32 protein-coding genes are annotated in these 22,620 nt (G+C 68.7%); 21 read left to right on the forward strand and 11 right to left on the reverse strand.

The features are described 5' to 3' along the window. Nucleotides 1-67 precede the first annotated feature (67 nt). Nucleotides 68-1,309, forward strand: coding sequence for an MFS transporter (locus tag ACIQID_RS13295; RefSeq protein ID WP_312675925.1), 1,242 nt, complete (start codon nucleotides 68-70; stop codon nucleotides 1,307-1,309). Nucleotides 1,310-1,321: 12 nt separating this feature from the next. On the opposite strand, the gene ACIQID_RS13300 is transcribed toward ACIQID_RS13295, so the two are convergent. From ACIQID_RS13300 to ACIQID_RS13315, 4 genes are read right to left on the reverse strand one after another with little or no spacing between them, the layout of a single operon-like run. Further along, complete coding sequence (locus tag ACIQID_RS13300) at nucleotides 1,322-1,762, reverse strand: pilus assembly protein TadG-related protein (protein ID WP_400285897.1); 441 nt, start codon at nucleotides 1,760-1,762, stop codon at nucleotides 1,322-1,324. Beyond that, nucleotides 1,759-2,193 carry a TadE family protein gene (locus tag ACIQID_RS13305; protein ID WP_400285900.1) on the reverse strand — a complete coding sequence of 145 codons (435 nt, stop codon included), beginning with the start codon at nucleotides 2,191-2,193 and terminating at the stop codon, nucleotides 1,759-1,761. The genes ACIQID_RS13300 and ACIQID_RS13305 overlap by 4 nt, the downstream gene beginning before the upstream one ends. Beyond that, nucleotides 2,183-2,584 carry a TadE/TadG family type IV pilus assembly protein gene (locus tag ACIQID_RS13310; protein ID WP_312675161.1) on the reverse strand — a complete coding sequence of 134 codons (402 nt, stop codon included), beginning with the start codon at nucleotides 2,582-2,584 and terminating at the stop codon, nucleotides 2,183-2,185. Before ACIQID_RS13310 ends, ACIQID_RS13305 begins: the two co-directional genes overlap by 11 nt. A 1-nt stretch (nucleotide 2,585) precedes the next feature. Then, on the reverse strand, nucleotides 2,586-2,765 hold the full coding sequence (locus ACIQID_RS13315) for a hypothetical protein (protein WP_400285904.1): 180 nt from the start codon (nucleotides 2,763-2,765) through the stop codon (nucleotides 2,586-2,588). A 261-nt stretch (nucleotides 2,766-3,026) separates the two neighbouring features. Here ACIQID_RS13315 and ACIQID_RS13320 point away from each other — a divergent pair, with 261 nt between their 5' ends. The 3 genes from ACIQID_RS13320 to ACIQID_RS13330 all read left to right on the forward strand — a co-directional run bounded on the left by ACIQID_RS13320 (nucleotide 3,027) and on the right by ACIQID_RS13330 (nucleotide 4,048). Then, a complete protein-coding gene (locus tag ACIQID_RS13320) occupies nucleotides 3,027-3,431 on the forward strand; it encodes a hypothetical protein (RefSeq protein ID WP_400285907.1) in 405 nt (134 codons plus the stop codon). Between the two features lie 154 nt (nucleotides 3,432-3,585). Next, entirely contained in the window at nucleotides 3,586-3,765 is a 180-nt protein-coding gene (locus ACIQID_RS13325) for a hypothetical protein (protein WP_312675165.1), read from the forward strand. A 10-nt stretch (nucleotides 3,766-3,775) separates the two neighbouring features. Next, the gene (locus ACIQID_RS13330) at nucleotides 3,776-4,048 is read left to right on the forward strand and encodes a hypothetical protein (protein WP_312675167.1); all 273 of its coding nucleotides are present in this window, start codon (nucleotides 3,776-3,778) and stop codon (nucleotides 4,046-4,048) included. 24 nt (nucleotides 4,049-4,072) lie between these two features. Here ACIQID_RS13330 and ACIQID_RS13335 read toward each other — a convergent pair whose 3' ends face one another. Next, a complete protein-coding gene (locus ACIQID_RS13335) occupies nucleotides 4,073-4,369 on the reverse strand; it encodes a hypothetical protein (protein WP_025105304.1) in 297 nt (98 codons plus the stop codon). 150 nt (nucleotides 4,370-4,519) lie between these two features. Between ACIQID_RS13335 and ACIQID_RS13340 the strand changes: the two genes are divergently transcribed. The 13 genes from ACIQID_RS13340 (at nucleotide 4,520) to ACIQID_RS13400 (ending at nucleotide 14,183) form a co-directional block, all read left to right on the forward strand. Next, entirely contained in the window at nucleotides 4,520-6,007 is a 1,488-nt protein-coding gene (locus ACIQID_RS13340) for a recombinase family protein (RefSeq protein ID WP_400285912.1), read from the forward strand. Nucleotides 6,008-6,228: 221 nt separating this feature from the next. Then, entirely contained in the window at nucleotides 6,229-6,525 is a 297-nt protein-coding gene (locus ACIQID_RS13345; protein ID WP_400285915.1) for a hypothetical protein, read from the forward strand. 547 nt (nucleotides 6,526-7,072) lie between these two features. Beyond that, entirely contained in the window at nucleotides 7,073-7,414 is a 342-nt protein-coding gene (locus ACIQID_RS13350; RefSeq protein WP_400285918.1) for a hypothetical protein, read from the forward strand. After that, the gene (locus ACIQID_RS13355; protein ID WP_400285921.1) at nucleotides 7,411-8,136 is read left to right on the forward strand and encodes a bifunctional DNA primase/polymerase; all 726 of its coding nucleotides are present in this window, start codon (nucleotides 7,411-7,413) and stop codon (nucleotides 8,134-8,136) included. The genes ACIQID_RS13350 and ACIQID_RS13355 overlap by 4 nt, the downstream gene beginning before the upstream one ends. Nucleotides 8,137-8,222: 86 nt before the next feature. Then, on the forward strand, nucleotides 8,223-9,365 hold the full coding sequence (locus ACIQID_RS13360; protein ID WP_400285924.1) for an AAA family ATPase: 1,143 nt from the start codon (nucleotides 8,223-8,225) through the stop codon (nucleotides 9,363-9,365). A 363-nt stretch (nucleotides 9,366-9,728) separates the two neighbouring features. After that, complete coding sequence (locus ACIQID_RS13365) at nucleotides 9,729-10,010, forward strand: WhiB family transcriptional regulator (protein ID WP_400285927.1); 282 nt, start codon at nucleotides 9,729-9,731, stop codon at nucleotides 10,008-10,010. A gap of 79 nt (nucleotides 10,011-10,089) precedes the next feature. Further along, nucleotides 10,090-10,662 carry a hypothetical protein gene (locus ACIQID_RS13370; protein ID WP_400285930.1) on the forward strand — a complete coding sequence of 191 codons (573 nt, stop codon included), beginning with the start codon at nucleotides 10,090-10,092 and terminating at the stop codon, nucleotides 10,660-10,662. Between the two features lie 334 nt (nucleotides 10,663-10,996). Then, entirely contained in the window at nucleotides 10,997-11,182 is a 186-nt protein-coding gene (locus ACIQID_RS13375; protein ID WP_400285933.1) for a hypothetical protein, read from the forward strand. Further along, on the forward strand, nucleotides 11,179-11,484 hold the full coding sequence (locus tag ACIQID_RS13380; RefSeq protein ID WP_400285936.1) for a hypothetical protein: 306 nt from the start codon (nucleotides 11,179-11,181) through the stop codon (nucleotides 11,482-11,484). The genes ACIQID_RS13375 and ACIQID_RS13380 overlap by 4 nt, the downstream gene beginning before the upstream one ends. Further along, nucleotides 11,481-12,152, forward strand: coding sequence for a recombinase family protein (locus ACIQID_RS13385; protein WP_400285939.1), 672 nt, complete (start codon nucleotides 11,481-11,483; stop codon nucleotides 12,150-12,152). The genes ACIQID_RS13380 and ACIQID_RS13385 overlap by 4 nt, the downstream gene beginning before the upstream one ends. An 88-nt stretch (nucleotides 12,153-12,240) precedes the next feature. Further along, nucleotides 12,241-12,930, forward strand: coding sequence for a DUF4145 domain-containing protein (locus ACIQID_RS13390; RefSeq protein ID WP_400285942.1), 690 nt, complete (start codon nucleotides 12,241-12,243; stop codon nucleotides 12,928-12,930). A gap of 205 nt (nucleotides 12,931-13,135) precedes the next feature. After that, the gene (locus ACIQID_RS13395; RefSeq protein WP_400285945.1) at nucleotides 13,136-13,630 is read left to right on the forward strand and encodes a hypothetical protein; all 495 of its coding nucleotides are present in this window, start codon (nucleotides 13,136-13,138) and stop codon (nucleotides 13,628-13,630) included. A 70-nt stretch (nucleotides 13,631-13,700) separates the two neighbouring features. Next, nucleotides 13,701-14,183, forward strand: a complete 483-nt coding sequence (locus ACIQID_RS13400; protein ID WP_400285948.1) for a DUF6998 domain-containing protein — start codon at nucleotides 13,701-13,703, stop codon at nucleotides 14,181-14,183. Between the two features lie 201 nt (nucleotides 14,184-14,384). Here ACIQID_RS13400 and ACIQID_RS13405 read toward each other — a convergent pair whose 3' ends face one another. The 3 genes from ACIQID_RS13405 to ACIQID_RS13415 are packed head-to-tail and all read right to left on the reverse strand — an operon-like array spanning nucleotide 14,385 to nucleotide 16,930. Further along, complete coding sequence (locus tag ACIQID_RS13405; RefSeq protein WP_400285951.1) at nucleotides 14,385-14,813, reverse strand: very short patch repair endonuclease; 429 nt, start codon at nucleotides 14,811-14,813, stop codon at nucleotides 14,385-14,387. 15 nt (nucleotides 14,814-14,828) lie between these two features. Then, entirely contained in the window at nucleotides 14,829-15,635 is an 807-nt protein-coding gene (locus ACIQID_RS13410) for an endonuclease (RefSeq protein WP_400285954.1), read from the reverse strand. Between the two features lie 2 nt (nucleotides 15,636-15,637). Next, nucleotides 15,638-16,930, reverse strand: a complete 1,293-nt coding sequence (locus ACIQID_RS13415) for a DNA cytosine methyltransferase (protein WP_400285957.1) — start codon at nucleotides 16,928-16,930, stop codon at nucleotides 15,638-15,640. A 100-nt stretch (nucleotides 16,931-17,030) separates the two neighbouring features. Between ACIQID_RS13415 and ACIQID_RS13420 the strand changes: the two genes are divergently transcribed. Then, nucleotides 17,031-17,318 (forward strand): hypothetical protein, encoded by a 288-nt coding sequence (locus ACIQID_RS13420; RefSeq protein WP_400285960.1) that lies wholly within the window; start codon nucleotides 17,031-17,033, stop codon nucleotides 17,316-17,318. 21 nt (nucleotides 17,319-17,339) lie between these two features. On the opposite strand, the gene ACIQID_RS13425 is transcribed toward ACIQID_RS13420, so the two are convergent. From ACIQID_RS13425 to ACIQID_RS13435, 3 genes are read right to left on the reverse strand one after another with little or no spacing between them, the layout of a single operon-like run. Continuing rightward, on the reverse strand, nucleotides 17,340-18,212 hold the full coding sequence (locus ACIQID_RS13425; protein WP_400285963.1) for a type II secretion system F family protein: 873 nt from the start codon (nucleotides 18,210-18,212) through the stop codon (nucleotides 17,340-17,342). Next, the gene (locus ACIQID_RS13430; protein ID WP_400285966.1) at nucleotides 18,209-19,066 is read right to left on the reverse strand and encodes a type II secretion system F family protein; all 858 of its coding nucleotides are present in this window, start codon (nucleotides 19,064-19,066) and stop codon (nucleotides 18,209-18,211) included. Before ACIQID_RS13430 ends, ACIQID_RS13425 begins: the two co-directional genes overlap by 4 nt. Beyond that, the gene (locus tag ACIQID_RS13435) at nucleotides 19,063-20,241 is read right to left on the reverse strand and encodes a CpaF family protein (RefSeq protein WP_400285969.1); all 1,179 of its coding nucleotides are present in this window, start codon (nucleotides 20,239-20,241) and stop codon (nucleotides 19,063-19,065) included. Before ACIQID_RS13435 ends, ACIQID_RS13430 begins: the two co-directional genes overlap by 4 nt. A gap of 151 nt (nucleotides 20,242-20,392) precedes the next feature. Between ACIQID_RS13435 and ACIQID_RS13440 the strand changes: the two genes are divergently transcribed. Genes ACIQID_RS13440 through ACIQID_RS13450 form a run of 3 tightly spaced genes read left to right on the forward strand, consistent with a single transcriptional unit; the run spans nucleotide 20,393 to nucleotide 22,613 of the window. Beyond that, nucleotides 20,393-21,190, forward strand: coding sequence for a glycosyltransferase family 2 protein (locus ACIQID_RS13440; RefSeq protein WP_400285972.1), 798 nt, complete (start codon nucleotides 20,393-20,395; stop codon nucleotides 21,188-21,190). Continuing rightward, nucleotides 21,187-22,035: an endonuclease/exonuclease/phosphatase family protein gene (locus tag ACIQID_RS13445; RefSeq protein ID WP_400285975.1), complete on the forward strand. Its 849-nt coding sequence runs from the start codon at nucleotides 21,187-21,189 to the stop codon at nucleotides 22,033-22,035. Before ACIQID_RS13440 ends, ACIQID_RS13445 begins: the two co-directional genes overlap by 4 nt. Then, nucleotides 22,032-22,613: a hypothetical protein gene (locus tag ACIQID_RS13450; protein WP_400285978.1), complete on the forward strand. Its 582-nt coding sequence runs from the start codon at nucleotides 22,032-22,034 to the stop codon at nucleotides 22,611-22,613. Before ACIQID_RS13445 ends, ACIQID_RS13450 begins: the two co-directional genes overlap by 4 nt. Nucleotides 22,614-22,620: the final 7 nt, after the last annotated feature.

Here is a 22,620-nt window from a genome sequence, read left to right on the forward strand (position 1 = left end):
GCACGCCGACCGGAGTAGCGTGAAGGACGTGAGCAGCGCATCCACGGTCCTCCGACAGTTCGGGCCGATGGTGTACCTGCCGACCGTCCTCTTCTCCCTCGGCGAGGGCGCGGTCATCCCGCTCATCCCGGTCATCGCCGCGTCCATGGGCGCCGACGTCGCCTTCGCGGCCCTGGTCGCCTCGGCGCTCGTGGTCGGCCAGCTGTGCGGCAACCTCCCGGCCGGCTGGGCCGTTGGTCGCATCGGAGAGCGCTTCACGATGGTGATCGCGGGCGCCATCGCCATCCTCGCCGCCGTCGGCATGGTGTTCGCGCCGTCGCTCGGGATCCTCGCGGCGTCGGTGTTCCTCCTCGGCCTGTGCGCCGCCGCGTTCGGGCTCGCCCGGCACGCGTTCATGACCACGCGGGTGCCGTTGGTGTTCCGCGCCCGCTCGCTCTCCCTGCTCGGCGGCAGCTTCCGTCTGGGCATCTTCATCGGTCCGTTCGTCTCCGCCGGCCTCCTGCAGCTCTTCGGCACCGAGGCCGCGGCGATCTGGTTCTTCCTCGCCTGCCTGGTCGTCATGGTCCTGCTCGTGCTCTTCGGACCGGATCCGGAGAAGACGGTCGCCCCGCTGCGGACGACCGATCGCTTCGTGGAGGACAGCGGAGAGGCGGTGACCGGGTCGATCCCCACGGTCGAGCGGGCCGGGATCTTCCAGACGATGTGGCGGCAGCGCGGAGTGCTCGGCCGGCTCGGGCTCGCCGCGGCCTCGCTCTCGGCGGTGCGATCGGCACGGCAGGTCGTCCTCCCGCTGTGGGGCCTCTCGCTGGGTCTCGACGCGTCGACCATCGCCCTCGTCGTCGGCGTGTCCGGAGCCATCGACTTCGCCCTGTTCTACGCCAGCGGCCAGGTGATGGACCGCTTTGGCCGGCTCTGGGCGGCCATGCCCGCGATGGTGCTGATGGGCGCCGGGTTCCTCGCCCTGTCGGTCACGCACGACCTCGACTCCGCGGTGCTCTGGTTCGGCATGTTCGCCGCGGTCCTCGGCGTCGGCAACGGACTGTCGAGCGGCATCCTCCTCACCCTCGGCGCGGACGTCGCCCCGAAGCACGACCCGGCCGCGTTCCTCGGATCGTGGCGCACGCTGACCGATGCCGGCGGCGCGGTCGCTCCGCTCCTCGTCTCGGGCATCACCGCGGTCGCCTCCCTGTCGTTCGCGGCGGGAGCCATGGGCCTGATCGGACTCGTCGGCGCCGCCGGGTTCCTGCGCTGGATCCCCCGGTTCGTCCCCCGGACGCCCCCGAGCACGCCGGACCCGGCCGACGGCTGAGCGCACGGTCGCTCAGCGCAGCGCCGTCCGGCTCGTGGCCGTCGCCTGCAGCGGCACCCCGTCCGGCACGAACGGGGAGAGCAGCGGCGGGTGCCAGGTCGCCGCGACGGTGACGCGCGCGCTCACGCCGTCCGGGGTGCCCGCATCGACGACGGTCGCCTCGAACCCCGCTCCGAGGACGAGCGGCGCCGCCTGCTCGGCCACCCCCGCGTCGGTGAGCGTCGCGCGCGGCACGTCCCCCTCCACCTGCAGCGTGAAGCCGTCCGCTCCGGCGAGCGCCGCCGCATCCGCGAGACCGTCCAGCCGCTTCTGGGCGATGTAGAGATCGGTGGCGCAGACGCACACGAAGAGCACCGCGAGCGCGAGGATCAGGTAGCCGAGCACGAGCAGCAGCACGCTCCCCTCGTCGTCGCCCTCTCCATGCTGCTTCGGGGCCGGCGCGCGTCCCCTCATCCCCCGGCCCATCGCCGAGACACCTTCTGCACCGACACGGCCTCCACGGGGACGGATGTCGCCTGGTCGAGTCCGAGCACGCCCGGCACGAGCGGCAGCGGCACCCGCGTCGAGACCGTGACGACCACCGTCGCTCCCGCCGCCGGACAGGGCGATGGACGGGGGCGGCACGAGACCGCGACGTCGATCGCGCCGGGGTCGATGCCGTACTCCTCGACGATCCCCGCCAGCACTCGCTCCCCGCGGCCGGCAGCCTCCGACATGTCGGGCGCCGAGGCGATGGCACGTGCGGCCTGCCGCGCCGCGGCCTCGACGCCCAACGACTGCTCCTGCACCGAGCCCACGGCGATCACGAGGTACAGCAGCGGCACGAGCATGATCACCCCGACAGCGATGAACTCCAGCGAGCTCGACCCCGCGTCATCGCGCATCGAACGACTCCGCCGGTGCGTGGGCCTCCACCTGCAAGGCCGCCGGAACGCCGACGAGGCCGAACACCGGGAGCATCGTCCGGATCCGGACCTCGACGGTCTCCTGTCCCTCCCGCCACGCCGAGGCCACCGTGATGTCGTCCGCGTAGGAGGGGCCGACCGCGCGACGGATGACCTCGCGTGCCCGTTCCTCCCCTTCCGCGGCCGTCGTGTCCGCGAGAGCCGCGTAGTACGCCCCCTCGACGGCGGCGTCGTGGACGACGTTGCGCACGTAGATCGCGAACGCGAGCTGCAGCACCGCGAGGGTGAGCGCGGTGAGCAGGGTGCCGACGAGCACGAACTCCACCGGGTTCGATCCGCGGTCGTCGGTCACCCCCGCAGGCGCACGCATGTCAGAGCCCCGACACCCGCTGGATGGCCTGCTCGAAGAGGGAGGTGAGCGCAGGCCCGGCGACCGCCCAGATGAGCACGACGAGCCCCGCGGTCATCAGGGTCACGAGCACCCAGCCGGGCACGTCTCCCCGTTCGTCGTCGTGGAAGGCACGGAACATCGAGCGCGCACGAGAGATCATGCCGCCAGTGTGCATCGGAGACCCACCGCGGCGCAGACGTTATCCACAGGGCCGGATGCACGGCCCCCTCAACGGCTCCAGCGATGTCGATCCTGAGTCGTCGCGCCGCGGACGACTCGGCCGGTGCGCAGGCCTCGACCTGCAAAGCGGCGGAACGCCGAGGAGGTTGATCCCGAGCGCAACGTCGCTCGCCACTCCGATCGAGGTAACGATCGGGCATCGACAGATCACGCACTTGATCGTGCCTTATAGCGTCTTTCCATGCCCAAGCGGAGGAAGAGAGCGCTTTCGCTCGCCGTCGTCGGCGCCGTGGTCGTGCTCACGGGTTGCACCGCAACTCACCCCTCGGCTCTCCGAGTCAACTCCGACGGCTCGGTGGACTATGTCACCTGTTTCTCGGACGCCGACGACTGGTACGCCGTCTCATACGAGTCCGAAGACCAGGAGAAGGCGATCGAGTTGCGTTCAACCGAAGACCTCGGCTCCTCCCTCGCGGGCTCCGTGGTCAACTTCGCGTCGCCTGGTCACGAGTGGCACTCGATCATCGTCGGTGCGTCTTACTCCTCCGAGGTCCGGATCCGGTCCGACGACTTCACGGTCGGTGAGTGGCGCTGGAACACAGATGGCTGGTTCAAGACGGGTGCTCGCTGCTCGATAGAGGAATGATGGAGCGGCACCTGTCACGCGCCGAGTTCGCCGACAGTCGACGCAGGGAACGCCTCACGACCGAGGCGACCTGGCGCGGCGCGGACGTCATCCACACGGCCGGGCTTCACGGCCTCCTACCGGAAGATCCGAGAACGCAATAGGCTCCTGCCTCATGGAACCCAACCCTCTGCTGCCGTCGATTCCCGTGATGATCGCGATCGTCGTCGGCGTGGTGGTCCTCGTCTCGGTCATCGTCATCGTCATCGGTGCCCGGAGGGCGAAGCGGCGGAGTTCTGTACTCCCGTCGCGTGAATCGCACAACCCCGGGTCCGGACACCACGACGAGGGATAGCCTGTCACGCATGCGCCCTGGACCTGACGATGAGATGCGGGCGCGGGTCGAGATCGACGGGCTGACCTATCCTCTGCCTCGCGGCACCGATGTCGTCGCCCTCCGAGAACGGATCGAAGCCGCCGCACGCACCGAGCCGACATTCGTCTCGTTCGCTACGTCGGACGGCCTCGCGAGCGTCCTCGTCCACCCGACGTCGCGGGTGTTCCTCTTCCAGGTCAAGGTAGCCGGCGAGGGGAGCCTCGCCGCAGACCTCGGGGGACTACCGGACTGGGACGTCTGAGCCCCGCGGGAAGCCGCGGCAGCGTCAGGAGGTGAACTCGTCGATGAGGAGCTCGCCGCGCGCGTTCAAGCGCTCCATCATGTGACTGACCCGGGCCGGGTCGATCGCCGGGACCGGGTCGGCGTCGAACTCGAGCACCAGCGGGATGGCCGGGTGCATCCACGCGGAGAGCCGACCGGGGCTCTTCTTCCCCGAAGGCCACGTCATCATGAAGCTCTCCTGGCGCCGCAGCTTCGTGGAGATCACGATCTTCAGATGCGCCAGCAGGGTGTCCTCGACATCGATCGGCGGACGAGAGCTGTTGTACTCGAGACTTCCCATAGACAAAACGTAAGCCCTCGCGACCTCACCCACAGACCACTCACCCGATGCCGAGGCGCAGGATGAACAGTCCCGGATAGATCGCGAACACGACGGACAACGGCAGGATGAGGAACACCAGGGGCTAGAGCATTGCGCTAACGTACCTTTATGGACTGCGTCATATACACGCGGGTGAGTCTGGACCGCACCGGCGAAGCGCTGGCCGTTGCCCGCCAGGAGGCCGAGTGCCGCAAGCTGGCCAAGTCGCTAGGGCTGCGCGTGACCCACGTCTACACCGACAACGACATCAGCGCCACGAGCGGCAAGGTGCGCCCCGGCTTCGAGGCCATGCTGGACGCCCACCCCCCGGCGATCATCGCGTGGCATCAAGACCGGCTGCTGCGCCTGACGAAGGACTTGGAACGGGTGATCGCCCTGAACGTGCCGGTGTACACCGTGACGGCGGGCACCCTGGACCTGACCACCCCGGCAGGCCGCGCCGTAGCGCGCACCGTGGCCGCGTGGTCCCAGTACGAGGGTGAGCAGAAGGCCACGCGGCAGGTCGCCGCCAACGGGCAGCGGGCAGCCAACGGCATCCACAATGGTCGTGTGGGCTACGGCTACCGGCGCGAGGGCTCAGCGATGGTGCTGGACGAGGAAGAGGCCGCGACGATCCGCGAGGCTGTGCGCCGCGTGCTTGACGGCGACTCGCTGCGGTCAGTGTGCAAGGACTTCAACGAGCGAGGCATCCCCTCCCCACGTGCTGTCGAGCGCAACCGGGCCAGGGAGCAAGCCCGCGCTGAGCACCGCCCCGAGCCGACCTACAGCACTCCCGACCCGCTGTGGAACAGCACCACGCTCAAGCAGATGCTGCTACGCGCCAACCTCGCAGGGCTGATCGTCCACCGGAAGAAGGTGGTGGGACGCACCCCTGATGGTGCGCCTCGCGTGATTGACGAGGACACACACGAACGGTTGAAGGCCGTGCTGACAGACCCGGCGCGCCGTACTGCCCCGGCTGGCCGCGAGCCGAAGCACCTGCTGGCGGGAGTCGCTCGGTGTGGACGGCCTACCGACGCGCTGGATGACGACGGCGAGCCGATCCCGTGTGGCGGCAAGATGGTCCGTGCTCCTGGCCGGTGGACGAAGACGAAGACGGGCGGCACCAAGCGCCAGCCGCCGAGCTACGTGTGTAACGAGTGCTATCGCGTGCGCCGCAAGCAGGAACTCGTTGATGAGCTGGTTGAGGAGACGATCATCGCGTGGCTGACTGATAAGCCGAGTGCCGCAAAGTTGCTCACCAAGGGCGACCCGGCTGCGCTGCAAGCCGCACGCGACGCCGTGGAGGCGATTGATGCCCGCATGGCCAACGCGGCTGACATGTTCGCAGACGGCACCATCGACGCCGCACAGCTCGCGCGCATCACCGAGCGACTGCGGGCTGACCGTGCTGCGGCTGCCGCAGAAGTGGAGAAGGCACTACCGGCTGCCGTGCCCGCTGAGTTGGTCGGCCCGAAGGCGCGCCAGGTGTGGGAGAGCTTGTCGATAGACGTCAAGCGCGCCGTGCTGGACACGCTGGTTACGGTGACGATCCTGCCCAGCGGCAGCGGCAAGTCGTGGGACCCCGAGAGCGTGCAGGTGGCCCCGAAGGGATAGCGGGTCGGCAGCGCGGAGCCGTGCGCCGATCTGGGCGACCCAGCGCCCTCCCGCCGACCCTAGGTAGCGCCGTGGCAGCCCCAGTCGGGCAGGCGGTCGCTGGCGTCGGTCAACACGCCGAGGCGCAAGAAGTTCTTATTGGTCGGCTGACCGGAGAGTTCCCGTCTGCGGGAGGGTTTTGATCTTGTGAGGCCTCGGCGGGCCGGGGCACGATAGTGTCTGTGAGCCAACAGACCAACCCCCAAGTGCTTGTCGCCTGCCCCCGCGGCACCGCGCACAAGCGGCTCGTGAGGTTGCGTCGCTACGAGTGGTCCGATGCCGAAGGCGTGTTCATCCGCGTTGACGGAGAGGCCGATGAGTTTTACCTGCGAACCACGAACGACGGCGTGCAGGTATACCCTCACCCCGCGTTCGAGTGCCCGGTGGCCGGGTGCGGGCGCTCTGCCAAGTACGAACACGAGAACTTCCAGGAGATGCTTCACCGTGCCGCTGCGACGGACGGCGTGATCTTCATCTAGCATTGCCCACAACTGAATAGCGCTGGTGGTCGGCGCGGAAAACATTATGGCCTCATAACACGGCATCAAAATGCCTGGACGCTCCAGGTGCCGAGGACAACAGGTCCGAGCCTCTTCGCGGGGGTTTCTTCAACCCGCTTGAGGAGACTCCCGTTGTCTACCACCGAACCGCTGTCCAGGGGTGGCCGTTCGCACGCTGCCGCTGCACGTGTAGCCCGCGCCGTCCGTGAGCGCAACCCCGAAGCCGAGGCCGAAGCGCGCCGCGACCTTGCCGCACACAAGATCGAAGGCGCGATTGAGAAAGCGCTCGCCCTTGCACCAATCGGGCTAACCAATCAGCAGATTCACCGGCTGACCACACTTCTGCGGGGTGATCGGCGATGAGCACCGCACTGTCTAAGGGCACGCCGACGCACGCGCAGACTCGACGCGAGCAGGAGCGCGCCGCCAACCTCGCCGCTGCGAAGCGACTGGCCGCTGCTCTCCCCGATCCGACTGAGGCGCAGTTGCGCAAACTGCGCGGGCTGCTGCGCACTGGGGGCCAGCGATGAGCGCGGAGGCCTACCGCAACATCGCGGCTCGGCAGCTTGCGGGCGCGGTGCAGGCGGTCCACATCGGGCCTGGGGCCGAGCACCAGTACGGATACGCCACGCTCACGGGTACGCGCGATCAGCCCGAGCTCAGCATCTACACGTTTGACACCCGTGCCGACATGGAACGGGCGCTCTCCAAGGCGTTCAACGGCAAGCCACTGGACGCGCGCTATCCCGATGTGTTCGTGTTCGGCCCGGATGTGCCCGTGCACGGCACCCCGACCATCGAGTGGGACGACGCCGAGCTGGAAGAGCTGCTGCACCTGCGCGCACTACGCGGCGAGGACGAGTCGTGAGCCGCCTGCTGCGCGCCGCGCTGGACCTCGCTATGGCCGGATGGGCGGTGCTCCCGATTGACGGAAAGCGCCCCATTACGGAACACGGCCACCACGACGCCACGACCAGCCCGCGCCAGATTCGCGAGTGGTGGCGAGCCGGCGACTGGAACATTGGCTCGCCTGTGCCCGAGAACGTTGTGGTGTTCGACATTGACCCGCGCAATGGCGGGTCGCGCCGTGCGCTGGCGCGTGCAGCCGGGGTTCCGCTCGCGCCCACCTTGACCACGAAGACCGGGTCGGGCGGCTGGCATCTGTACTACGTGCGCCCGTGGGAGCGCGTCACCGGGACGAAGCTGCCCGTTGGTATCGACTTCAAGGCGAACGGCTACATGGTGATGCCGCCGAGCCTGCACCCTGCCACGGGGCAGCCGTACAGGTGGAACCGCCGACCGATCGCGCACATGCCGCTCGAATTGGCGCGGCTGGTGCTGGAGACCCCCGCTGAGCGTGATCGCCGTGAGGCCGGAACCTACGACATCGGCGGGCTGGTCTCGTGGGTTCGCGCGCTACAGCCGGGTGAACGTCACAACGGGCTGCACTGGGCCGCGCGACGCGTACACGAGGCAGGCGGCAGTACGCGCCATGCCGAACAACTGATCGAAGCCGCAGAGGACATCGGCTTCACCCCATCCGAGGCTCGCCGCGTGGTCGAGTCCGCACAGAAGGGATCACGAAAGTGACCACGAACACAAGTAGGCCCGCACGGCGGCGTCGCCCCGTACCCAAGGCAACCGTCAAGGATGCCGAACCTACCTTCGGTGACGACGTGGCCGAGGCCATCGTGAACCCCGCGCCGAAGAAGGGCAGCGACCTGCTGAAGCGGAAGTTTCCGAAGCTCGACTGGATCGTGCCGGGGATGGTGCCCGACGGCTGCCACCTGCTGATCGCCGCGCCGAAGATCGGCAAGAGCTTGCTCACTCTCGATCTGGCGATTGCGTGCGCCGAGGGCGGAAAGGCGCTGGGAGTGCTCGCAGTGCGACAGCGCCCGGTGCTGGTGCTCGATCTGGAGTCGGGCGAGCGTCGGCTTCAGAACCGGCTGGCATCGCTGCTCGGTGATCGGGCCTTGTCGGATGCGTTCGAGTACCACACCGACCCCGACACGGCTCTCGCGGTTCTGCGCACGTTCCTGGAACGGCACAAGGGGCGGTCGCCGCTGGTGATCCTTGACACGCTCTCCGGCGTGATGGGCAGCCGCCCCCGCGACATGACCCAGTTCCAGCACGAAAAGGCGACCCTTCAGCCGCTGCAGAAGCTGTGCGCGGACGATCCCGGCGCGTCGATCATCGTCGTGCATCACAACCGCAAGTCGAAGGAAGGCGACAGCGTTGATGCGTCGTCCGGCACACACGGCCTGACGGCTGCCGTGGATGGGATCATCGCCCTGAATCGCCCGGCACGGCGCGAGCCTGCCGCCACGCTGGTCTGCGAGCTGCGCGACGTAGAAGGCGACGAGTACGCGATTCTTCTTGGGGTCGATGGGTGGGCGCTTGATGGCCGGACCCTGGAAGAAGCCCGCCGCAACGCGATGGAGCACCACCGCCAGGAGAAGGTCACGAAGCAGGGCGATCTCGGCAGTGAACTGATGGACCTGCTGCGCCTACACGGGCCGATGACGCCCGCCGTCGCGTTCGAGGTCTACAGCCGTGATCCGAATGCGACCGCCAGCGTGCAGTCGGTGCGCAATGCGCTGTCTCGGCTGCATCGGCGTGAACTCGTCTCCAAGGACGACGCGGGCAAGTACGCGCTGATGGGTGTACCCCCTGAGTTGCCTGAGTTGCGAGTTGACCCTTCCCCCACCGGTAACCCCCCTGATGTCAGTGCCCCTGATGTGTGTGATGTGGGGGTCAACTCAACTCAGGCAACTCAGGGAACCAGTACCAAGCGCAGGACCGCGCGGAGGCGGCGATGAACCGGCGAGCGCGCCGAGCCAAGCGCGCACAACCGGACACGCGCGCTGTCGACGTGGCTGCCGCGTACCAGTGTCCCGACTGCGACTCGCGCTCTCGGCTCGAAGTGGATGCGCTCGGCGTGCATCACCTGCACGTCTATCACGACGATACCTGCCCCCGGCTGAACGGGGTGACGTCATGACCGAGACCTCTGCGGCTGTGCGGCGATCCATCCGTGTCCAGGTGAGGAAGCACCCCGCCACGCCGCGCACCCTGCCGCGGAACGCGCGATCTGCCGGGTCTCCCAGCGGGCAACAGCGCACATCGACTGAGAGAAATCCCATCATGACCGATCCCGGCATCCCGACCGATCGGGCAACACCATGAGCCGCGCCAGCGCCAGAAAGGCAGCAGCCAAGGCGCGCGTCACGCCCGAGGCCGCGTGGGCTGCGCTGCATGCCGCACTGGAGGACTACGCGCCACCCTGCACCGACGACCCGTTGTTCACCGCCGACCACTTGGCACCGGAGGACGTGGCGTTCTGCGCGTCACTGTGCTCCGCGTGCCCGCTCTTCGACCAGTGCGAGGCCTACGCCATCACGGCGAAGGTCAGCGCAGGTTACTGGGCCGGGACGGCGTACCCCAAGCGAAAGAAGAACTGGTAGCCCCACGGCTGCCGCATCAAGACCACCGACGCCGGGGCGGTTCTCCGGCAACCATCACCAGCAGTAAGAGGAACCCATCATGGCCAAGTACACCCCGCTCAGCGTTCAGAACGAGCTCACCAGCCGCATCCACGGTTACCACCAGCAGGCGTCCGAGGCGAAGAAGGACTACTACGCCAAGCGCGACGCGATCCTCAACGACAGCCGCCTGTCCGCCGAGGCCAAGGACGAGGACGCGGCGAAGCTCCTGGCGCAGACCGTGGGCAAGCTGGCGTCCATCCTGGAGGACCAGAAGCGCTACGTGGACGGCCTCAAGTCCAGCCTGGAGAAGGAGCTGCGCGGCAGCCTTCCGCAGGACGCGAACAGCATCATGCTCCGGCGTGACGCCGCCCAGCGTGCCCGCCAGGTGACCGACGAGCGCGACGCGCTTGCCATCCTGCAGGACGCAGTGCGCACAGGCGACGAGACGATGGCCCACGCCATCGGGATCAAGGCGCGGAACACCGGGTGGTTCGACGTGGCGGAAGCCTGGCAGCAGGCGCACCCCGACACGGCTGGCCTGGCCGAAGCGCTCGCCTTCGTGGAGGACGCCACCAGCGGGGGCGCGTACAACCTCGCCAACGGTGCCGCCTACTCCTCCCCGGCTGCGTAGGCCCACAGACGGGGCGGCAGGGTCTTTCCTGACTCCTTTCAACCTGCCGCCCAAGCGTTGGGAGTTGTGACCCAACGCCCCCGGACCCCTGCCACGAGCGGGGGTCTTTGGGGTACTTGGGGGTCGGGGCAGCCCTGCCATTCGGCCCAGCGACCGTCTAGACCCGAATGCGCCGACGACCTGCCCCAGCGCGTGCCCGCTGCCAGCAACAGCGCCACGGCGCACCCCGCGCCCGGTGCTCAACCGCCGTCTTGCGACAAGGCAGCCCTTCCGGCTAGCTTGCTCAGGCTCGAACACTTGTTCGACACATGCCCCGCACGGAAGGTTCCACACCATGAGCACCTACACCGGCTTCGTCCGCTTCGCGGACCCCGGCTACCCCGACACCATCGAAGAGATTGACGTGGTGGCCACCAGCGCCGAGGAAGCACGCGAGCGCATTGAGCAGACCCTCGTGGACGACTACGAGCCAGGCGGCACCATCGTCCACATTGAGCAGCGCACGGGGCTGTACCTGTGAGCGCGCTCGACGGCTACTGGGCCAAGTACGACGCCACGCTTGCCCGTGTTCGGCAGGAGCGCCCCGACACGTTCGCCAAGCTGAAGGCGATCCTGGACAGCTTCGAGCCGCCCAGCAGCGGTGACGCGTTCTTCCCTGGCGGTGCTGATGATGACCTAGCCGATGCCCTGCACGACGCGGGCTGGGAGCTGCGGTTCGTGGAGGGCAGCTACGTCTACATCGCACGCCACCCCAGCACCGGGGCCAAGCTGCACCACGTGGAGGGCGACCTGTACGACCGGACCAAGGCGGTGCAGGCATGACCACGATGATCGGCTATCTGCGCGTATCCACCGAAGAGCAGGCCAGCAGCGGCCTCGGGCTAGACGCCCAGCGCGAAACCATCCAGCGCTACGCTGACGCCCACGGCTGGGACGTGGTCTGGCACGTGGACGCGGGCCTCAGCGCCAAGTCGCTCGCGCGCCCCCAGCTACAGGCCGCGCTCGACCGGCTGGACGCCAGCCCCAAGCGCCGCGACGTTGACGGAATCGTGGTGGCCAAGCTCGACCGCCTGAGCCGTAGCGTGGCCGACTTCGCCCGCGTACTGGAGCTGGCCCGTGCTCGCGGCTGGGCGCTGGTCGCTATCGACCTGGGCGTGGACACCAGCACCCCGACCGGCGAGCTTGTGGCCAACGTGATGATGTCGGTAGCTCAGTGGGAGCGCCGCGTGATCGGTGAGCGCACCAGCGCGGCGATGCAGGCAGCCAAGCGCCAGGGACGACACATGGGCCGCGTGTCGGTGCTGCCCCAGGCCACGGCTAACAGGCTGCTGACGCTGCGGCGCACGCGCACCCTCGCCGCTACGGCTGCCGCGCTCAATGCCGAGGGGCACACCACGGCCACCGGCCTACGGTGGACGGTCAACGGCGTGGCCAAGGCTCAGCGCCGCCTCGTCGCACACCAGCAGACGGCGGCAGCACTCGCCGCCTGACATCGGCTGCACTAGGGCTCCTGGGCGCGCACGACGAGCATCGACCCGACAAGACGGGGATGTCGGAGGTGTCGATCAGAATGTGTACATGGCCACCCCCATCGAGGACGTAATCACTATCAGCGCTTCCGGCAGCTTCGGTAAGCACGAGGACCGGGCCTACGCGCAAGGCGACTGCCCGCAATGCGGCGCGCATCAGTTCGTGGTCATTGCCGTTACGAACAGTCAGCGCGAGGCATGGCTGCGGTGCATTCAGTGCAAGCTCGCGGTGGCTCTGAACCAGGGCATCGCATCACCTGCGCAAAAGCCGCTGCGCGTTCCAGCGGGTCTACCCGACGACGAATCCGCGCTGTGGGGAGAGATTCGGGAGTGTCTGGGCGTGGGAGCGTATACCGCGTCAGTGATGCTTTGTCGCAAGCTGCTCATGCATGTCGCGGTGACCCACGGTCTCCCGGCGAAAGACTCGAAGGATCGCGCGCCTAACTTCGTCCAGTGTGTTGACCACCTAGCCGCTGAGGGCGTCATCACCAAACGTATGCAGCCGTGGATCGACCGCATACGTGAAATCGGCAATGAGGCTAACCATGAGATCGCACCAGTTGATAAGGATGCGGCGCTCGACGTGGCCACCTTCACGCAGAAGCTGTTGGAACTCGCCTACGAGATGGACGACACGATGGCAAAGGCGAACCCAGCGACTCCCGAAGATGACGCGCCGGTAGCCGACGGGTCGGTGTGGGTGCATCCAGGTGCGCCGAGGAAGGGACTGTCCTTCTAGCCTCGTTCCCACCGAGACCCCTGAGCATGCGCCTGGGTCTCTTATGGGTCTGGGCGAGTTCCGGAAGGGGACCGTTCCCGATAGTGCAGCAGCGGTCTACATGCCGGGGCTGAGGCCCGGTCTTGGATGCCCTCGGGACGGCGATGCATGGTTCAAGTACCGAACACACGTTCGACTCAGTTCCACACCTGAAAGGTTTCGCATCATGGCCACCAAGCGCACCGCCCCCAAGTCCCTCAAGCCCGTCGAGACCACCGAGGCCGCGCAGTTCGACGAGGCTCTGCCCGCCATCGAAGCTGCCATCCAGCAGGTCGTTGACACGTTCGGCGTCACCGTGCAGCGCGCCCGCCTCAAGGGCATCCGGGCGCTGGCCTACCAGGCGCTCCTGGAGAGTATCGAGGCCGGCGATCTGGAGGCGCTCACCCATCGGGCCATCGCCAACGCGGGCAGCCTGCCCAACGGCTGGATGGTCACACCGTCCAAGCGCGCACCGAAGCCCGCGCGCAAGCCCCGCGCCAGCAAGGGCAGCACCGTCGCCACCGAGGAAGGCGTGGTCATCGCCGAGCAGCGCCACGTGGACGCTAGCGTGCCGGTCGTGCACAACGCCGACCCGAACAAGGCCAACGGCTGCACCTGCGGTCAGTCGTACGGCAGCAAGGCCGCACTCAGCCGCCACCTCAACGTCGCCGCCAAGGCGTGAGGCTGCTCCCCCGCCTGGTCGGCGGCGTCCGCTGCGGCAAGGCCCGATGATGAACACTGAGGAGAACCACATGAACGACCTGCCTGACCTGACCGCCCTGCCCGTGCGCAGCCTGCTGCTGCTGGAAGCGAGCATTGTGAAGGAGCTTCAGCGCCGCGAGCTGGTGCGCACGAACAACAAGCCCCTCGGGGACATTGCCGAGCACATCGTCTGGCTGGCCCGTGGTGGCGTGCTGGAGCCGACCAGCACCAAGTCGCACGACATCACTACGCCTACCGGCCAGCGCATTCAGGTCAAGGCGATGGGGGTGCGCACCGTGGCAGGCGGCAAGTTCAGCCCGTTCCGTAGCACCGACTTCGACACCGCGATCTTCCTGGTCTTCGATGCCGCCTTCGATCTTGCCGAGGCATGGGAGGTAGAGGCTGTACGTATCGAGGAGGTCACCCTCAGTGCGCATGTGCGAGGCCGTCAGCCAACCCTGAATCAGGTGCGCGCGTTCGGCGCGAGCGTCACCGCCGAGATGCAGGCCGCATACGCGCGCATCGACGGGTAACCGCACGGTAGGCGCTACCCGAGGCGCTCTGGACACTCCCGTCTGGAGGGCCTCAGTCATGATCGGCACCGGGTCCACATTGCACGGAATCGGGCGGTTCCTGAAGACGACCGCATAGGGCAGCGTCGCCGCCTGAGCGGCCGCCCTCGGGGCACTCCTAGCTGACGCGCTGGGGGTGCCCCTCTCTCGTGCCCACGGAACCTACCCAGCACGGCGGGCGCGGACAACGGCGGCGACTGCGTCCGCGACGGTACCGGGGTCCTCGTGTTGCCAAGCCCGGACGACCCGCCAGCCTGCGGCGAGCAAAGTGGCGTCGGTGTCGGCGTCTCGCTCACGATTCCGCGCGATCTTGACGCGCCAGTAGTCTGCGTTCGACTTCGATGCGACGTAGTGCTCCGGGCAGCCGTGCCAGTAGCACCCGTCGACGAACACGGCTATGCGCTCGGTCGGGAACACCAGGTCGGCTCGCCGCCGCAGCTCCGGCAACGGACGCACGTCCACACGGTAACGAAGGCCGCGTGCATGGCAGGCTCTACGGACAGCCATCTCAGGCTTGGTATCCCGCGAGCGATTGCCGAGCATCACCCGACGCGAGCGCGGACTACTCGCCCACGACTCCTTCGGCGTCATGCCGACCATTCTCCGTCAAACGTCGCGCGCCCGGAGGTAGAGGTCGCGGTCCTCGTCGGTGATGTCCGCGAACGCAACGAGCCGGTAGTGCGCCTCGCGGATCACGGCCACCTGGTCATCCTGAAGGCCGAGCTCGAACATCGCGATCTTGTCGTCGTCCATGAACTGCACAGCCACTGAGCGCGCGGTCATGTGCGGCCACTTCTGCGCGCATACGCCGAAGTCCTGCTCGATCTGCGTCAGACCGATCTCGTCCGAGCCACCCTTCGCCTGAACCGGCATCACGTACTGAACGCCGTATCGATCAAGACCGACGTAGACCTCATCGACCTCGACCTGGCCGATGCCCTGCACCGTCGTGCGGAGATGGTTCTGGAGCGAGTACGTCGTGATCCCGAGGAAGATGTCCAGCAACCGGTTGTAGCGGACAAGTGCGAGAAGCGCCTGTTCGTCTCCGAGCGCCGACGACCGGATGATCTCAGGAGTGGCGTCGGGAATCTTGATCGTGATGAGGCCCTCACGCGGCAGTATTCGCACCTGGTTCGGCACGGCGACGAAGGCGTATTTCGCGCGCCCAGTGCCGCGGATGATCCACTCGTACCCCTCGGGCGCGGAGGCAATGATCGAGTCGGGCAGCTTGTTCCTGAACCGGAACGAATAGATCACATCGCCGAGGTTCTTAGGTAGCTTGATGCCGATGGCGTCAGCCGCGTGCTCCAGGTCAGTGCGCTCGAACTGGACCCTTGTCGCGCCCGGGGTGAAGCCAGACTCGAAGACAAGCGCCAGGATCTGGGAGTAGCGGTTCTCCTTCTTCTCCGCCACGCTCAGCCGGCCTTGCGGTCGCGCTGAGGGATGACGCGCTCGGCAATGCCGAAGTGCCGTTCCGCCTCGGTTGCCGTCAGGTGGAGCAGGCGCGTGTCGCCAAGCTCAGTCTCAGGTCCAGGCTTCGGCTTGATGCCATCGGCCTTCAGCAGCGACGAGGCGACCGCGCGCGCCAGCCGTGCAGGCACACTGTTGCCAATCTCGCGGAAGCCGTTCCACTTGGTGACGTGGAACCGGAACCAGTCCGGGTATCCGTGAAGCCTTGCCGCTTCCCGCACGGTGATGACGCGGGGGTAGAACGGGTGGATCGGTCTGGGTGCGGTATGCGCTCCCCGGTCGGAGGCCGTCCCGGCACGGAGGGTATTGCTGACACCATCGGGGTGCAGGCGAAGAAACCGCGATACCTTCTCCGTAGACCCCGGCTCGGTCGCCGCGAAGCGCGATACCGACAGTTCGGTGTGGCGTGTGCGCGCGGATGAGGTCAGCAGCTCAGGGTCGAACACGCGCGGTCGCGAGAAGTCGTCGATCTCCCGCACGATCCCCCGGAGCGCAGCCGCATACGCGGACGGCTTGCCGTACTCAACCCTCGTGGCGTCCGAGCTGAGCAGGGCATCGAACGAGTCAGCGTCAGGAATGTCCGAAAGGGCGTCGGCAACGCTCGGCCCGAGCGGTAGCTTCGCCCCCTTGGGCACCGTGCCCTTGATCGTCCGAGGCGTGTAGGTAGCTTCGGGGTACGACGGCAGCGGCACGTCCGACCGTGAGCCGAGCAGGATGAGACGACGACGCGACTGCGGCGAGCCGAAGTCAGCCGCCTGGAGCACTCGGTATGGCAGGACCATGTTGTACCCGGCCTCGTTCATCATCTCGACAACCTCGTCGAGAAGCTGGCGGTGCGCGCCAACCGTTAGCCCGGCGACGTTCTCCATGACGAAGTAGCGCGGCTGCAACTCGATCACGATGCGCGCGAACTCACGCATCAGAACGTTGCGCGGGTCGTCGATGGCACGCTTCCCGATCATGGAGATGCCCTGACACGGCGGACCACCAGCGACAACGTGAATCTCCTGGTTGCCGATGCTCGACTTCTGACGAATCTCGTCGCCAGTGATCGTGGACACGTCGCGGCAGAACGTCGTCGAGTACGGGTAATTGAACTCGTGCACAGCGGCGTGAATTGGGTCGTACTCGACCGCTGCGGCGATGTCGTATCCGGCCTGCTCAAACCCGAGCGAAAGCCCTCCAGCGCCAGCGAACAGGTCTACAGCGATCGGTCGCTTAGTGCGTGTGGAGGCCATGCCGTAATCGTATCGTCGGGTTCCGACGATACGCCTGAAGGAGTACTCGCGCGTCGCGGGTCGCGCGTGTCTGAGCGACCTGGCCCGCTAGCGTCAGACCATGCTCCTACTGTTCCTCGCACTCTCGCTCACCCCGTTGCTCGCGTTCTGGCCATCCATCGACAGCGTGGACGAGCTCATCGTCAGGTTTGGCTTCTTCGGGCTGGGAGTGGCGTTCGTTTCGTTCGTGGGCCACACGCTGTCACTCCCCACCTTCAGCGACCGCAAGTTCGGGACCACCACTTGGGATCAATGGGGCAAGACCGTCCGATGGAACGCCGCATTTACGACACTGCTCGGACTCGTCTGCACCGTCGTGATCATCCCCGGCCTGTTTGAAACGAGCTAGCGCGAGCTTCCCGAGGTACGTTTACACAATTGTGTGGGGCAGGAGCATGAAGATCTCCTTCCGTCCGGCCTGCTCGATGAGCGTGCGCTTTGCCTCCTCCCGCGTGTCGTCGGCCTGCGCGCGGAGGACGGCGGCGAGCGGCGCTCCGTGCTCGAGCGCGGCGACGATCTGGTCCACGGCCCGTGTCAGCCCCGGCAGCTCCAGCCGGGCCGCCATGGCCGTCAACGCATCCGCCAGCGGCGACCCCGTCCCGACCTCCAGCACCGCGCGGCGCAGCTCGACCGTGAGCTCCCCCGACCCCACACCGGCCACGCGCTTCACGGCATCGAGAAACCCCTCGCCCGCCGAGAGACAGAGCGCCAGGAACTCCAGCGTCGTCGGCAGCTCCTCGGTCAGACGCACCTTCCGCGCACGCACCCGCGCCGACAGCCGCATGTCGTACCCCACACCGGCCGCCGCTCCCACGAGGAGCGGGATCGACCCGACCGGAAGCGACCACCGACCGATCACGACCAGAACGATGACGGCGAGCGCCCCGGCGACGATTCCGCTCACGATCACCGTGAGCTGTCGACCGCGGAAGGCGACGGGATCGCGTGTCGACCCCGCCTGTGCGAGCCGCCTTCGGAGAGCTTCCGTCCCACCGAGCAGACGGTCGAGCGCCTGCGCACCGCGCGCACCGAGGCGAAACCCTCCGGCGGGCAGGGTGCCGGGCCTGGGGACGGCGTCACGCGGCAACGCCTCGTCGTCGACGACGTCCCGTACGTACGGCGCGATCCTCGATGTGAGCGACGCCGCCCGCCACCGCGGGAGGTTCGCCAGAAGCGAGAGGACACCCGCGGCGAATCCCCCGCCGAGCAGCACGGCCACGGCGAGCGCGGAGAGCCCGCTCACCCGAACCACCGTCGCGGCTCGGGCAGCCGACCGATCCGGATCATGAGGCGGAACGCGACGACCGACACGACCGCGCCCACGATGATGACGGCGATCCCTTCCGGCGTGCCGTAGGCCTTCGCCCCCTCCGGGCGCAGGATCAGGAGGGTGAGGATGACCCACGGCGCCACGGCGCCGAGGACGGCCGCCCCGCGGATCCACGACTGCCGCGCCTCGACCTCGCCGCGGAGCGCCGCGTCGGCACGCACGGACGACGAGAGCGCCCGCAACACGCCGATGAGCTCGGTCCCGCCGACCTGCCGCGCCATCCGCAGCGTCTCGATGATCCGGTCCCCGAGAGGATCAGCGAGGACGGCTTTCAGCCGGTCCAGACTGGCGTCGAACCGTCCGCTGCTCCGCAGGTCTCGGGCGAACACGTCGAACGCGGGGCGAAGCGGCGGTGGAGCCGATTCCGCGAGGGTGGCCACCGCATCGGGGAGCGACAGGCCGACGCGGATCGCGGCGATCAGCAGGTCGCAGACGTCGGGCCAGAGCTGGCGCCGCAGACGCCGCAGTCGCAGACGTCGGCCACGCAGGTAGGCGATCGGCGCCGTGCCCCCGGCCACCCCGGCCAGCACCGCGAGCGCGGCGCTCGCCGTGACGAGCCAGGCGAGGGAGGCGGCGGCGAGGGCGGCACCGGCGATGCCGATCAGGAGGGAGCGGGTCTGCCACGCCGGGAACCCCGCCTCGCCCGCGAGACGAGCCAGGCGACCGGGATGCGGAGAGGACGCGGAGCGTTCCCCCGCCGGCCACAGCCACGGTGCCAGGATCAGGAGCACGCCGGCCGCGAGCGTCGCGCCGAGGAGGAACGTCATGCGAGAACCCCCGTCCCGGCCGAGGCCGCCCGGTCGAGGGGGCGCCCGGCTCCGAAGACCGGCGTGCTGAGCACCCGCCCCCGGACCACCTCACCCGTCGGGGCGACGATCTCCTCGATGAATCGGCACCCGGCCGCGTCGCGCGCGCAGTGCACGACGAGATCGACGGACGACGCGAGCGCCGGAGCGACGAAGTCGCGGTCGATGTTCCGGCCGGCGAGGAGCGGTAGCAGGCACAGCTTGTCGAGCGCCTCCGCGGCGGAGTTGGCGTGGACCGTGCAGGCCCCGGGCACCCCCGTGTTCAGCGCGAGCACGAGGTCGAGCGCCTCCGCATCCCGCACCTCCCCCACCACGAGCCGGTCCGGTCTCATTCGCAAGGCCTCCTTCACCAACCGCCGCAGCGTGATCTCGCCGGTCCCCTCGAGGCTCGGCTGACGCCCCTGCAGCGCGACCACATCGGGGCCCTCCACCGCGAGCTCGAACGTCTCCTCCACCGTGATGATGCGCTGTTCGGCCGCGCAGGCGGCGAGCAGCGCTCCGAGCATCGTCGTCTTGCCCGCATGGGTCGCTCCCGACACGATCACGGATGCGCCCGTCCGCATCGCCTCACCGAGGGCCCGCGCAGCCTCGGGAGTCAGCGCGCCCTGTGCCGTGAGCGCCTCCAGCGAGCGGTGCCCGGGAAGGAACTTGCGGATGTTCACCGCCCACGACCCGCGCACGACATCAGCGATCGCGACGTGCAGCCGCGAGCCGTCCGGCAGCGAGGCATCGACGAACGGCTGCCCGATGTCCACGCGCCGTCCCGTCGCCTGCAGCATCCTCTCCACCAGATCCCGCACCGTCGCCTCGTCCCACCGCAGCGCCGTCCGCTCCGCGACCCCACCCCGCGCCGTGTGCACGGCCCCGTCGCCGTTGACCCACACCTCCTCGATGCTGGGGTCGTCGAGCAGGGGCTGCAGAGCACCGAAGCCACTCACCGCCGCCAGCACGTCCCGCACGCATGCCGCTTCGTCCTCGACCAGCACGCCGCCCCGCGCGAGCGCCCGATCATCGTGACGCCGCACCTCCGCCCGGGTGACCTCCCGCGCCCGCTCCGGGTCGGTCGCCGGATCCACCCCCTCGGTCCGCAGCCGACGCCGCACGAGGTCGGCGATGATCGACGCGGGCTGCTCCATCCCTGCATCCTCGCAACGATCCGCTCCCGGCCCGCGGAGTTATCCACACCCCGCGAGGTGAGCCGTATCGAGCCGCCCGCCCTGGTGTCAACCGGTACGTCCCCCGTCGTCGCGCTCCCTAGGCTGAGGAGCAGACCTGCGAGGAGACGACGTGCACCGCGCCACACCAGCCGCCCCCGAACCGACCCTGAGCGTGGTCATCCCGGTCAAGGACGACGCGGCGGAACTGCGGCGGTGTCTCCGCGCCCTCGCCCGGCAGACGCTCCCGCCCGACGAGATCATCGTCGTGGACAACGCCTCGACCGATGATTCGGCCGCCGTGGCTGCCCGGCACGGTGCACGGGTCGTGCGGTGCGACACCCCGGGCATCCCCGCGGCGAGCGCGACCGGATACGACGCGGCGACGGGCGACGTGATCCTGCGACTCGACGCGGACGGCGTTCCGGGGCCGCGGTGGATCGAGACGATGGCAGCCGCGTGCACAAGGGATCCGCGGGTCGGCGCCTGGACCGGCGGCGCACATTTCGTGGACGGCCCCCGGTTCCTGCGCCGCCCGCTCGCGGCGGCCTACCTCTTCTCCTACGTCGTCGTGTGCGGCTCGGCACTCGGTCACGTACCGCTGTTCGGGTCGAACCTCGCCCTCCGCCGCTCGGCGTGGCTCGCCGTCCGGGACCGCGTGCACCGCGCCGACGCCGACCTCCACGACGATCTCGACCTCGCCTTCCACGTCGGCGAGCGCCATCGCATCCGCTGGCTGCTGCACACCGACATGGGCATCTCCATGCGCCCGTTCGGCAGCGGCCGCTCCTTCGCCCGCCGGGCCTGGATCGGCGCCCGCACCGTCCTCCTGCACTGGCCGGAGGACTTCCCTCCCGTGCGCTGGGTGCGGCTCACCCTGCGCCGGGTACTTCACCGGCTCGGTGTCCCCGCGCCCGGAGCCCGCCGATGAACGCCCCGCTCCTCGGAACACCGTCTGCCACCGAGCTGCACGTCATGACGCTCAACATCCGCCGCGACCTCGGCGCGCTCGCCTGGCCGCGCGCCGACCGTTGGGAGATACGGCGCCCCCGGCTCACCGCGCTCCTGCGCACGGAGCGGCCGGACGTCCTCGGCGTTCAGGAGGCCCTGCCCGCGCAGGCCGACGCGATCTCTGCCACCCTCGGTCCCTCGTTCCGCCGCGTCGGCCACAGCCGCCTCCCCGGACCCCGCGGCGAGGGCTGTCCGCTCTTCTACGACGCCGACCGGCTGGAACTGCGCACCTGGCGACAGATGGCGCTCTCCCGGACCCCCGATCGCCCCGGTTCCCGCTCCTGGCTGAGCGTCGCGCCGCGGGTGGCGGTGGAGGCGTCCTTCCGCGACCGCCGCACGGACGCCGTGCTCACCGTGCTCAACACCCACCTCGACGCGTTCTCGCCGTGGGCGCGGCTCCGTCAGGCGCAGGCGGTGCACGACGTCGCCGCCGCCTCTGCGGCCCCCGTCGTCGTCCTCGGGGACCTCAACGCCTCCGCCGGCTCGGCCGCATGGCGCGCCCTCGAAGCCGCCGACGTCCTCCGCGATTCGTGGACGGCCGCCGTGTCCCGCCGCACCCCCGCCTGGAGCACGTTCGCCGGCTATCGGGCGCCCCGCCGAGGACGCCGCATCGACGGCATCCTCGTCTCCCCCGCGCTTCCCGTGCGCCGGGCCGGCATCGACGCGCGGCAGTATGGAGGAGGATGGCCGTCCGATCATCTCCCCGTGCACGCCCTGATCGATCTAGCCCCGCCCGCCGCCGTCCCACCCGAGGAGCACGCATGAAGGAGGACTTCCTCCGCCCGCCGCACTCCGTTGCAGAGTACGGTGCCGACGCCGTCCGGGTGATCGGCATCCTCAGCGTCCTCGTCGCAGCGATCTGGTCGACACCGACCGACGCCGGCATCCTCGCACTCGCCCTCCCTGCCCTCATGCTCCCCCGCGTCCTCGGGATGCGCGGCGGCATCGACCTCGCGATCGGCCTGATCGTGCTCATCGCGGCGGCGAGCAACGTGTTCGACCTGTACCGCACGCTCACCGGGTGGGACCTCGTCGTGCACTTCGTCTGCACGGGCGCCCTCGCGGCCACCGGCTACCTCGTGCTCTCCCGACTCGGCATCGTCACCGCGCAGGAGTCGCCGACGTTCCGCCCCCGCATGCCGATCGTCCTCTGCACCGTGATCGGGCTCGCGGCCAGCGCCGTGTGGGAGATGATCGAGTGGGCGGGTCGTACGTTCATCACTGACGAGATCTTCGTCACCTACGAGGACACCATCGGCGACATGGCGATGGGAGGACTCGGTGCGCTCGCGGCAGGAGCCCTCGTCGCCGTCGTCCGGCTGGAGCGTCGCCGCTCGGCGTGACGGCGCG

The organism is Microbacterium sp. NPDC091676, from assembly GCF_044756645.1.
GTDB lineage: Bacteria > Actinomycetota > Actinomycetes > Actinomycetales > Microbacteriaceae > Microbacterium > Microbacterium paraoxydans_D.

What these genes read in the sequence shown, in the direction of transcription:
- ACIQID_RS13295 (WP_312675925.1), top strand. Translation starts at nt 68, where the DNA reads ATGGTGTACCTGCCGACCGTCCTCTTCTCCCTCGGCGAGGGCGCGGTC.
- ACIQID_RS13300 (WP_400285897.1), bottom strand. Translation starts at nt 1,762, where the DNA reads ATGAGGGGACGCGCGCCGGCCCCGAAGCAGCATGGAGAGGGCGACGAC.
- ACIQID_RS13305 (WP_400285900.1), bottom strand. Translation starts at nt 2,193, where the DNA reads ATGCGCGATGACGCGGGGTCGAGCTCGCTGGAGTTCATCGCTGTCGGG.
- ACIQID_RS13310 (WP_312675161.1), bottom strand. Translation starts at nt 2,584, where the DNA reads ATGCGTGCGCCTGCGGGGGTGACCGACGACCGCGGATCGAACCCGGTG.
- ACIQID_RS13315 (WP_400285904.1), bottom strand. Translation starts at nt 2,765, where the DNA reads ATGATCTCTCGTGCGCGCTCGATGTTCCGTGCCTTCCACGACGACGAA.
- ACIQID_RS13320 (WP_400285907.1), top strand. Translation starts at nt 3,027, where the DNA reads ATGCCCAAGCGGAGGAAGAGAGCGCTTTCGCTCGCCGTCGTCGGCGCC.
- ACIQID_RS13325 (WP_312675165.1), top strand. Translation starts at nt 3,586, where the DNA reads ATGGAACCCAACCCTCTGCTGCCGTCGATTCCCGTGATGATCGCGATC.
- ACIQID_RS13330 (WP_312675167.1), top strand. Translation starts at nt 3,776, where the DNA reads ATGCGCCCTGGACCTGACGATGAGATGCGGGCGCGGGTCGAGATCGAC.
- ACIQID_RS13335 (WP_025105304.1), bottom strand. Translation starts at nt 4,369, where the DNA reads ATGGGAAGTCTCGAGTACAACAGCTCTCGTCCGCCGATCGATGTCGAG.
- ACIQID_RS13340 (WP_400285912.1), top strand. Translation starts at nt 4,520, where the DNA reads ATGGACTGCGTCATATACACGCGGGTGAGTCTGGACCGCACCGGCGAA.
- ACIQID_RS13350 (WP_400285918.1), top strand. Translation starts at nt 7,073, where the DNA reads ATGAGCGCGGAGGCCTACCGCAACATCGCGGCTCGGCAGCTTGCGGGC.
- ACIQID_RS13365 (WP_400285927.1), top strand. Translation starts at nt 9,729, where the DNA reads ATGAGCCGCGCCAGCGCCAGAAAGGCAGCAGCCAAGGCGCGCGTCACG.
- ACIQID_RS13370 (WP_400285930.1), top strand. Translation starts at nt 10,090, where the DNA reads ATGGCCAAGTACACCCCGCTCAGCGTTCAGAACGAGCTCACCAGCCGC.
- ACIQID_RS13375 (WP_400285933.1), top strand. Translation starts at nt 10,997, where the DNA reads ATGAGCACCTACACCGGCTTCGTCCGCTTCGCGGACCCCGGCTACCCC.
- ACIQID_RS13385 (WP_400285939.1), top strand. Translation starts at nt 11,481, where the DNA reads ATGACCACGATGATCGGCTATCTGCGCGTATCCACCGAAGAGCAGGCC.
- ACIQID_RS13390 (WP_400285942.1), top strand. Translation starts at nt 12,241, where the DNA reads ATGGCCACCCCCATCGAGGACGTAATCACTATCAGCGCTTCCGGCAGC.
- ACIQID_RS13395 (WP_400285945.1), top strand. Translation starts at nt 13,136, where the DNA reads ATGGCCACCAAGCGCACCGCCCCCAAGTCCCTCAAGCCCGTCGAGACC.
- ACIQID_RS13400 (WP_400285948.1), top strand. Translation starts at nt 13,701, where the DNA reads ATGAACGACCTGCCTGACCTGACCGCCCTGCCCGTGCGCAGCCTGCTG.
- ACIQID_RS13405 (WP_400285951.1), bottom strand. Translation starts at nt 14,813, where the DNA reads ATGACGCCGAAGGAGTCGTGGGCGAGTAGTCCGCGCTCGCGTCGGGTG.
- ACIQID_RS13415 (WP_400285957.1), bottom strand. Translation starts at nt 16,930, where the DNA reads ATGGCCTCCACACGCACTAAGCGACCGATCGCTGTAGACCTGTTCGCT.
- ACIQID_RS13420 (WP_400285960.1), top strand. Translation starts at nt 17,031, where the DNA reads ATGCTCCTACTGTTCCTCGCACTCTCGCTCACCCCGTTGCTCGCGTTC.
- ACIQID_RS13430 (WP_400285966.1), bottom strand. Translation starts at nt 19,066, where the DNA reads ATGACGTTCCTCCTCGGCGCGACGCTCGCGGCCGGCGTGCTCCTGATC.
- ACIQID_RS13435 (WP_400285969.1), bottom strand. Translation starts at nt 20,241, where the DNA reads ATGGAGCAGCCCGCGTCGATCATCGCCGACCTCGTGCGGCGTCGGCTG.
- ACIQID_RS13445 (WP_400285975.1), top strand. Translation starts at nt 21,187, where the DNA reads ATGAACGCCCCGCTCCTCGGAACACCGTCTGCCACCGAGCTGCACGTC.
- ACIQID_RS13450 (WP_400285978.1), top strand. Translation starts at nt 22,032, where the DNA reads ATGAAGGAGGACTTCCTCCGCCCGCCGCACTCCGTTGCAGAGTACGGT.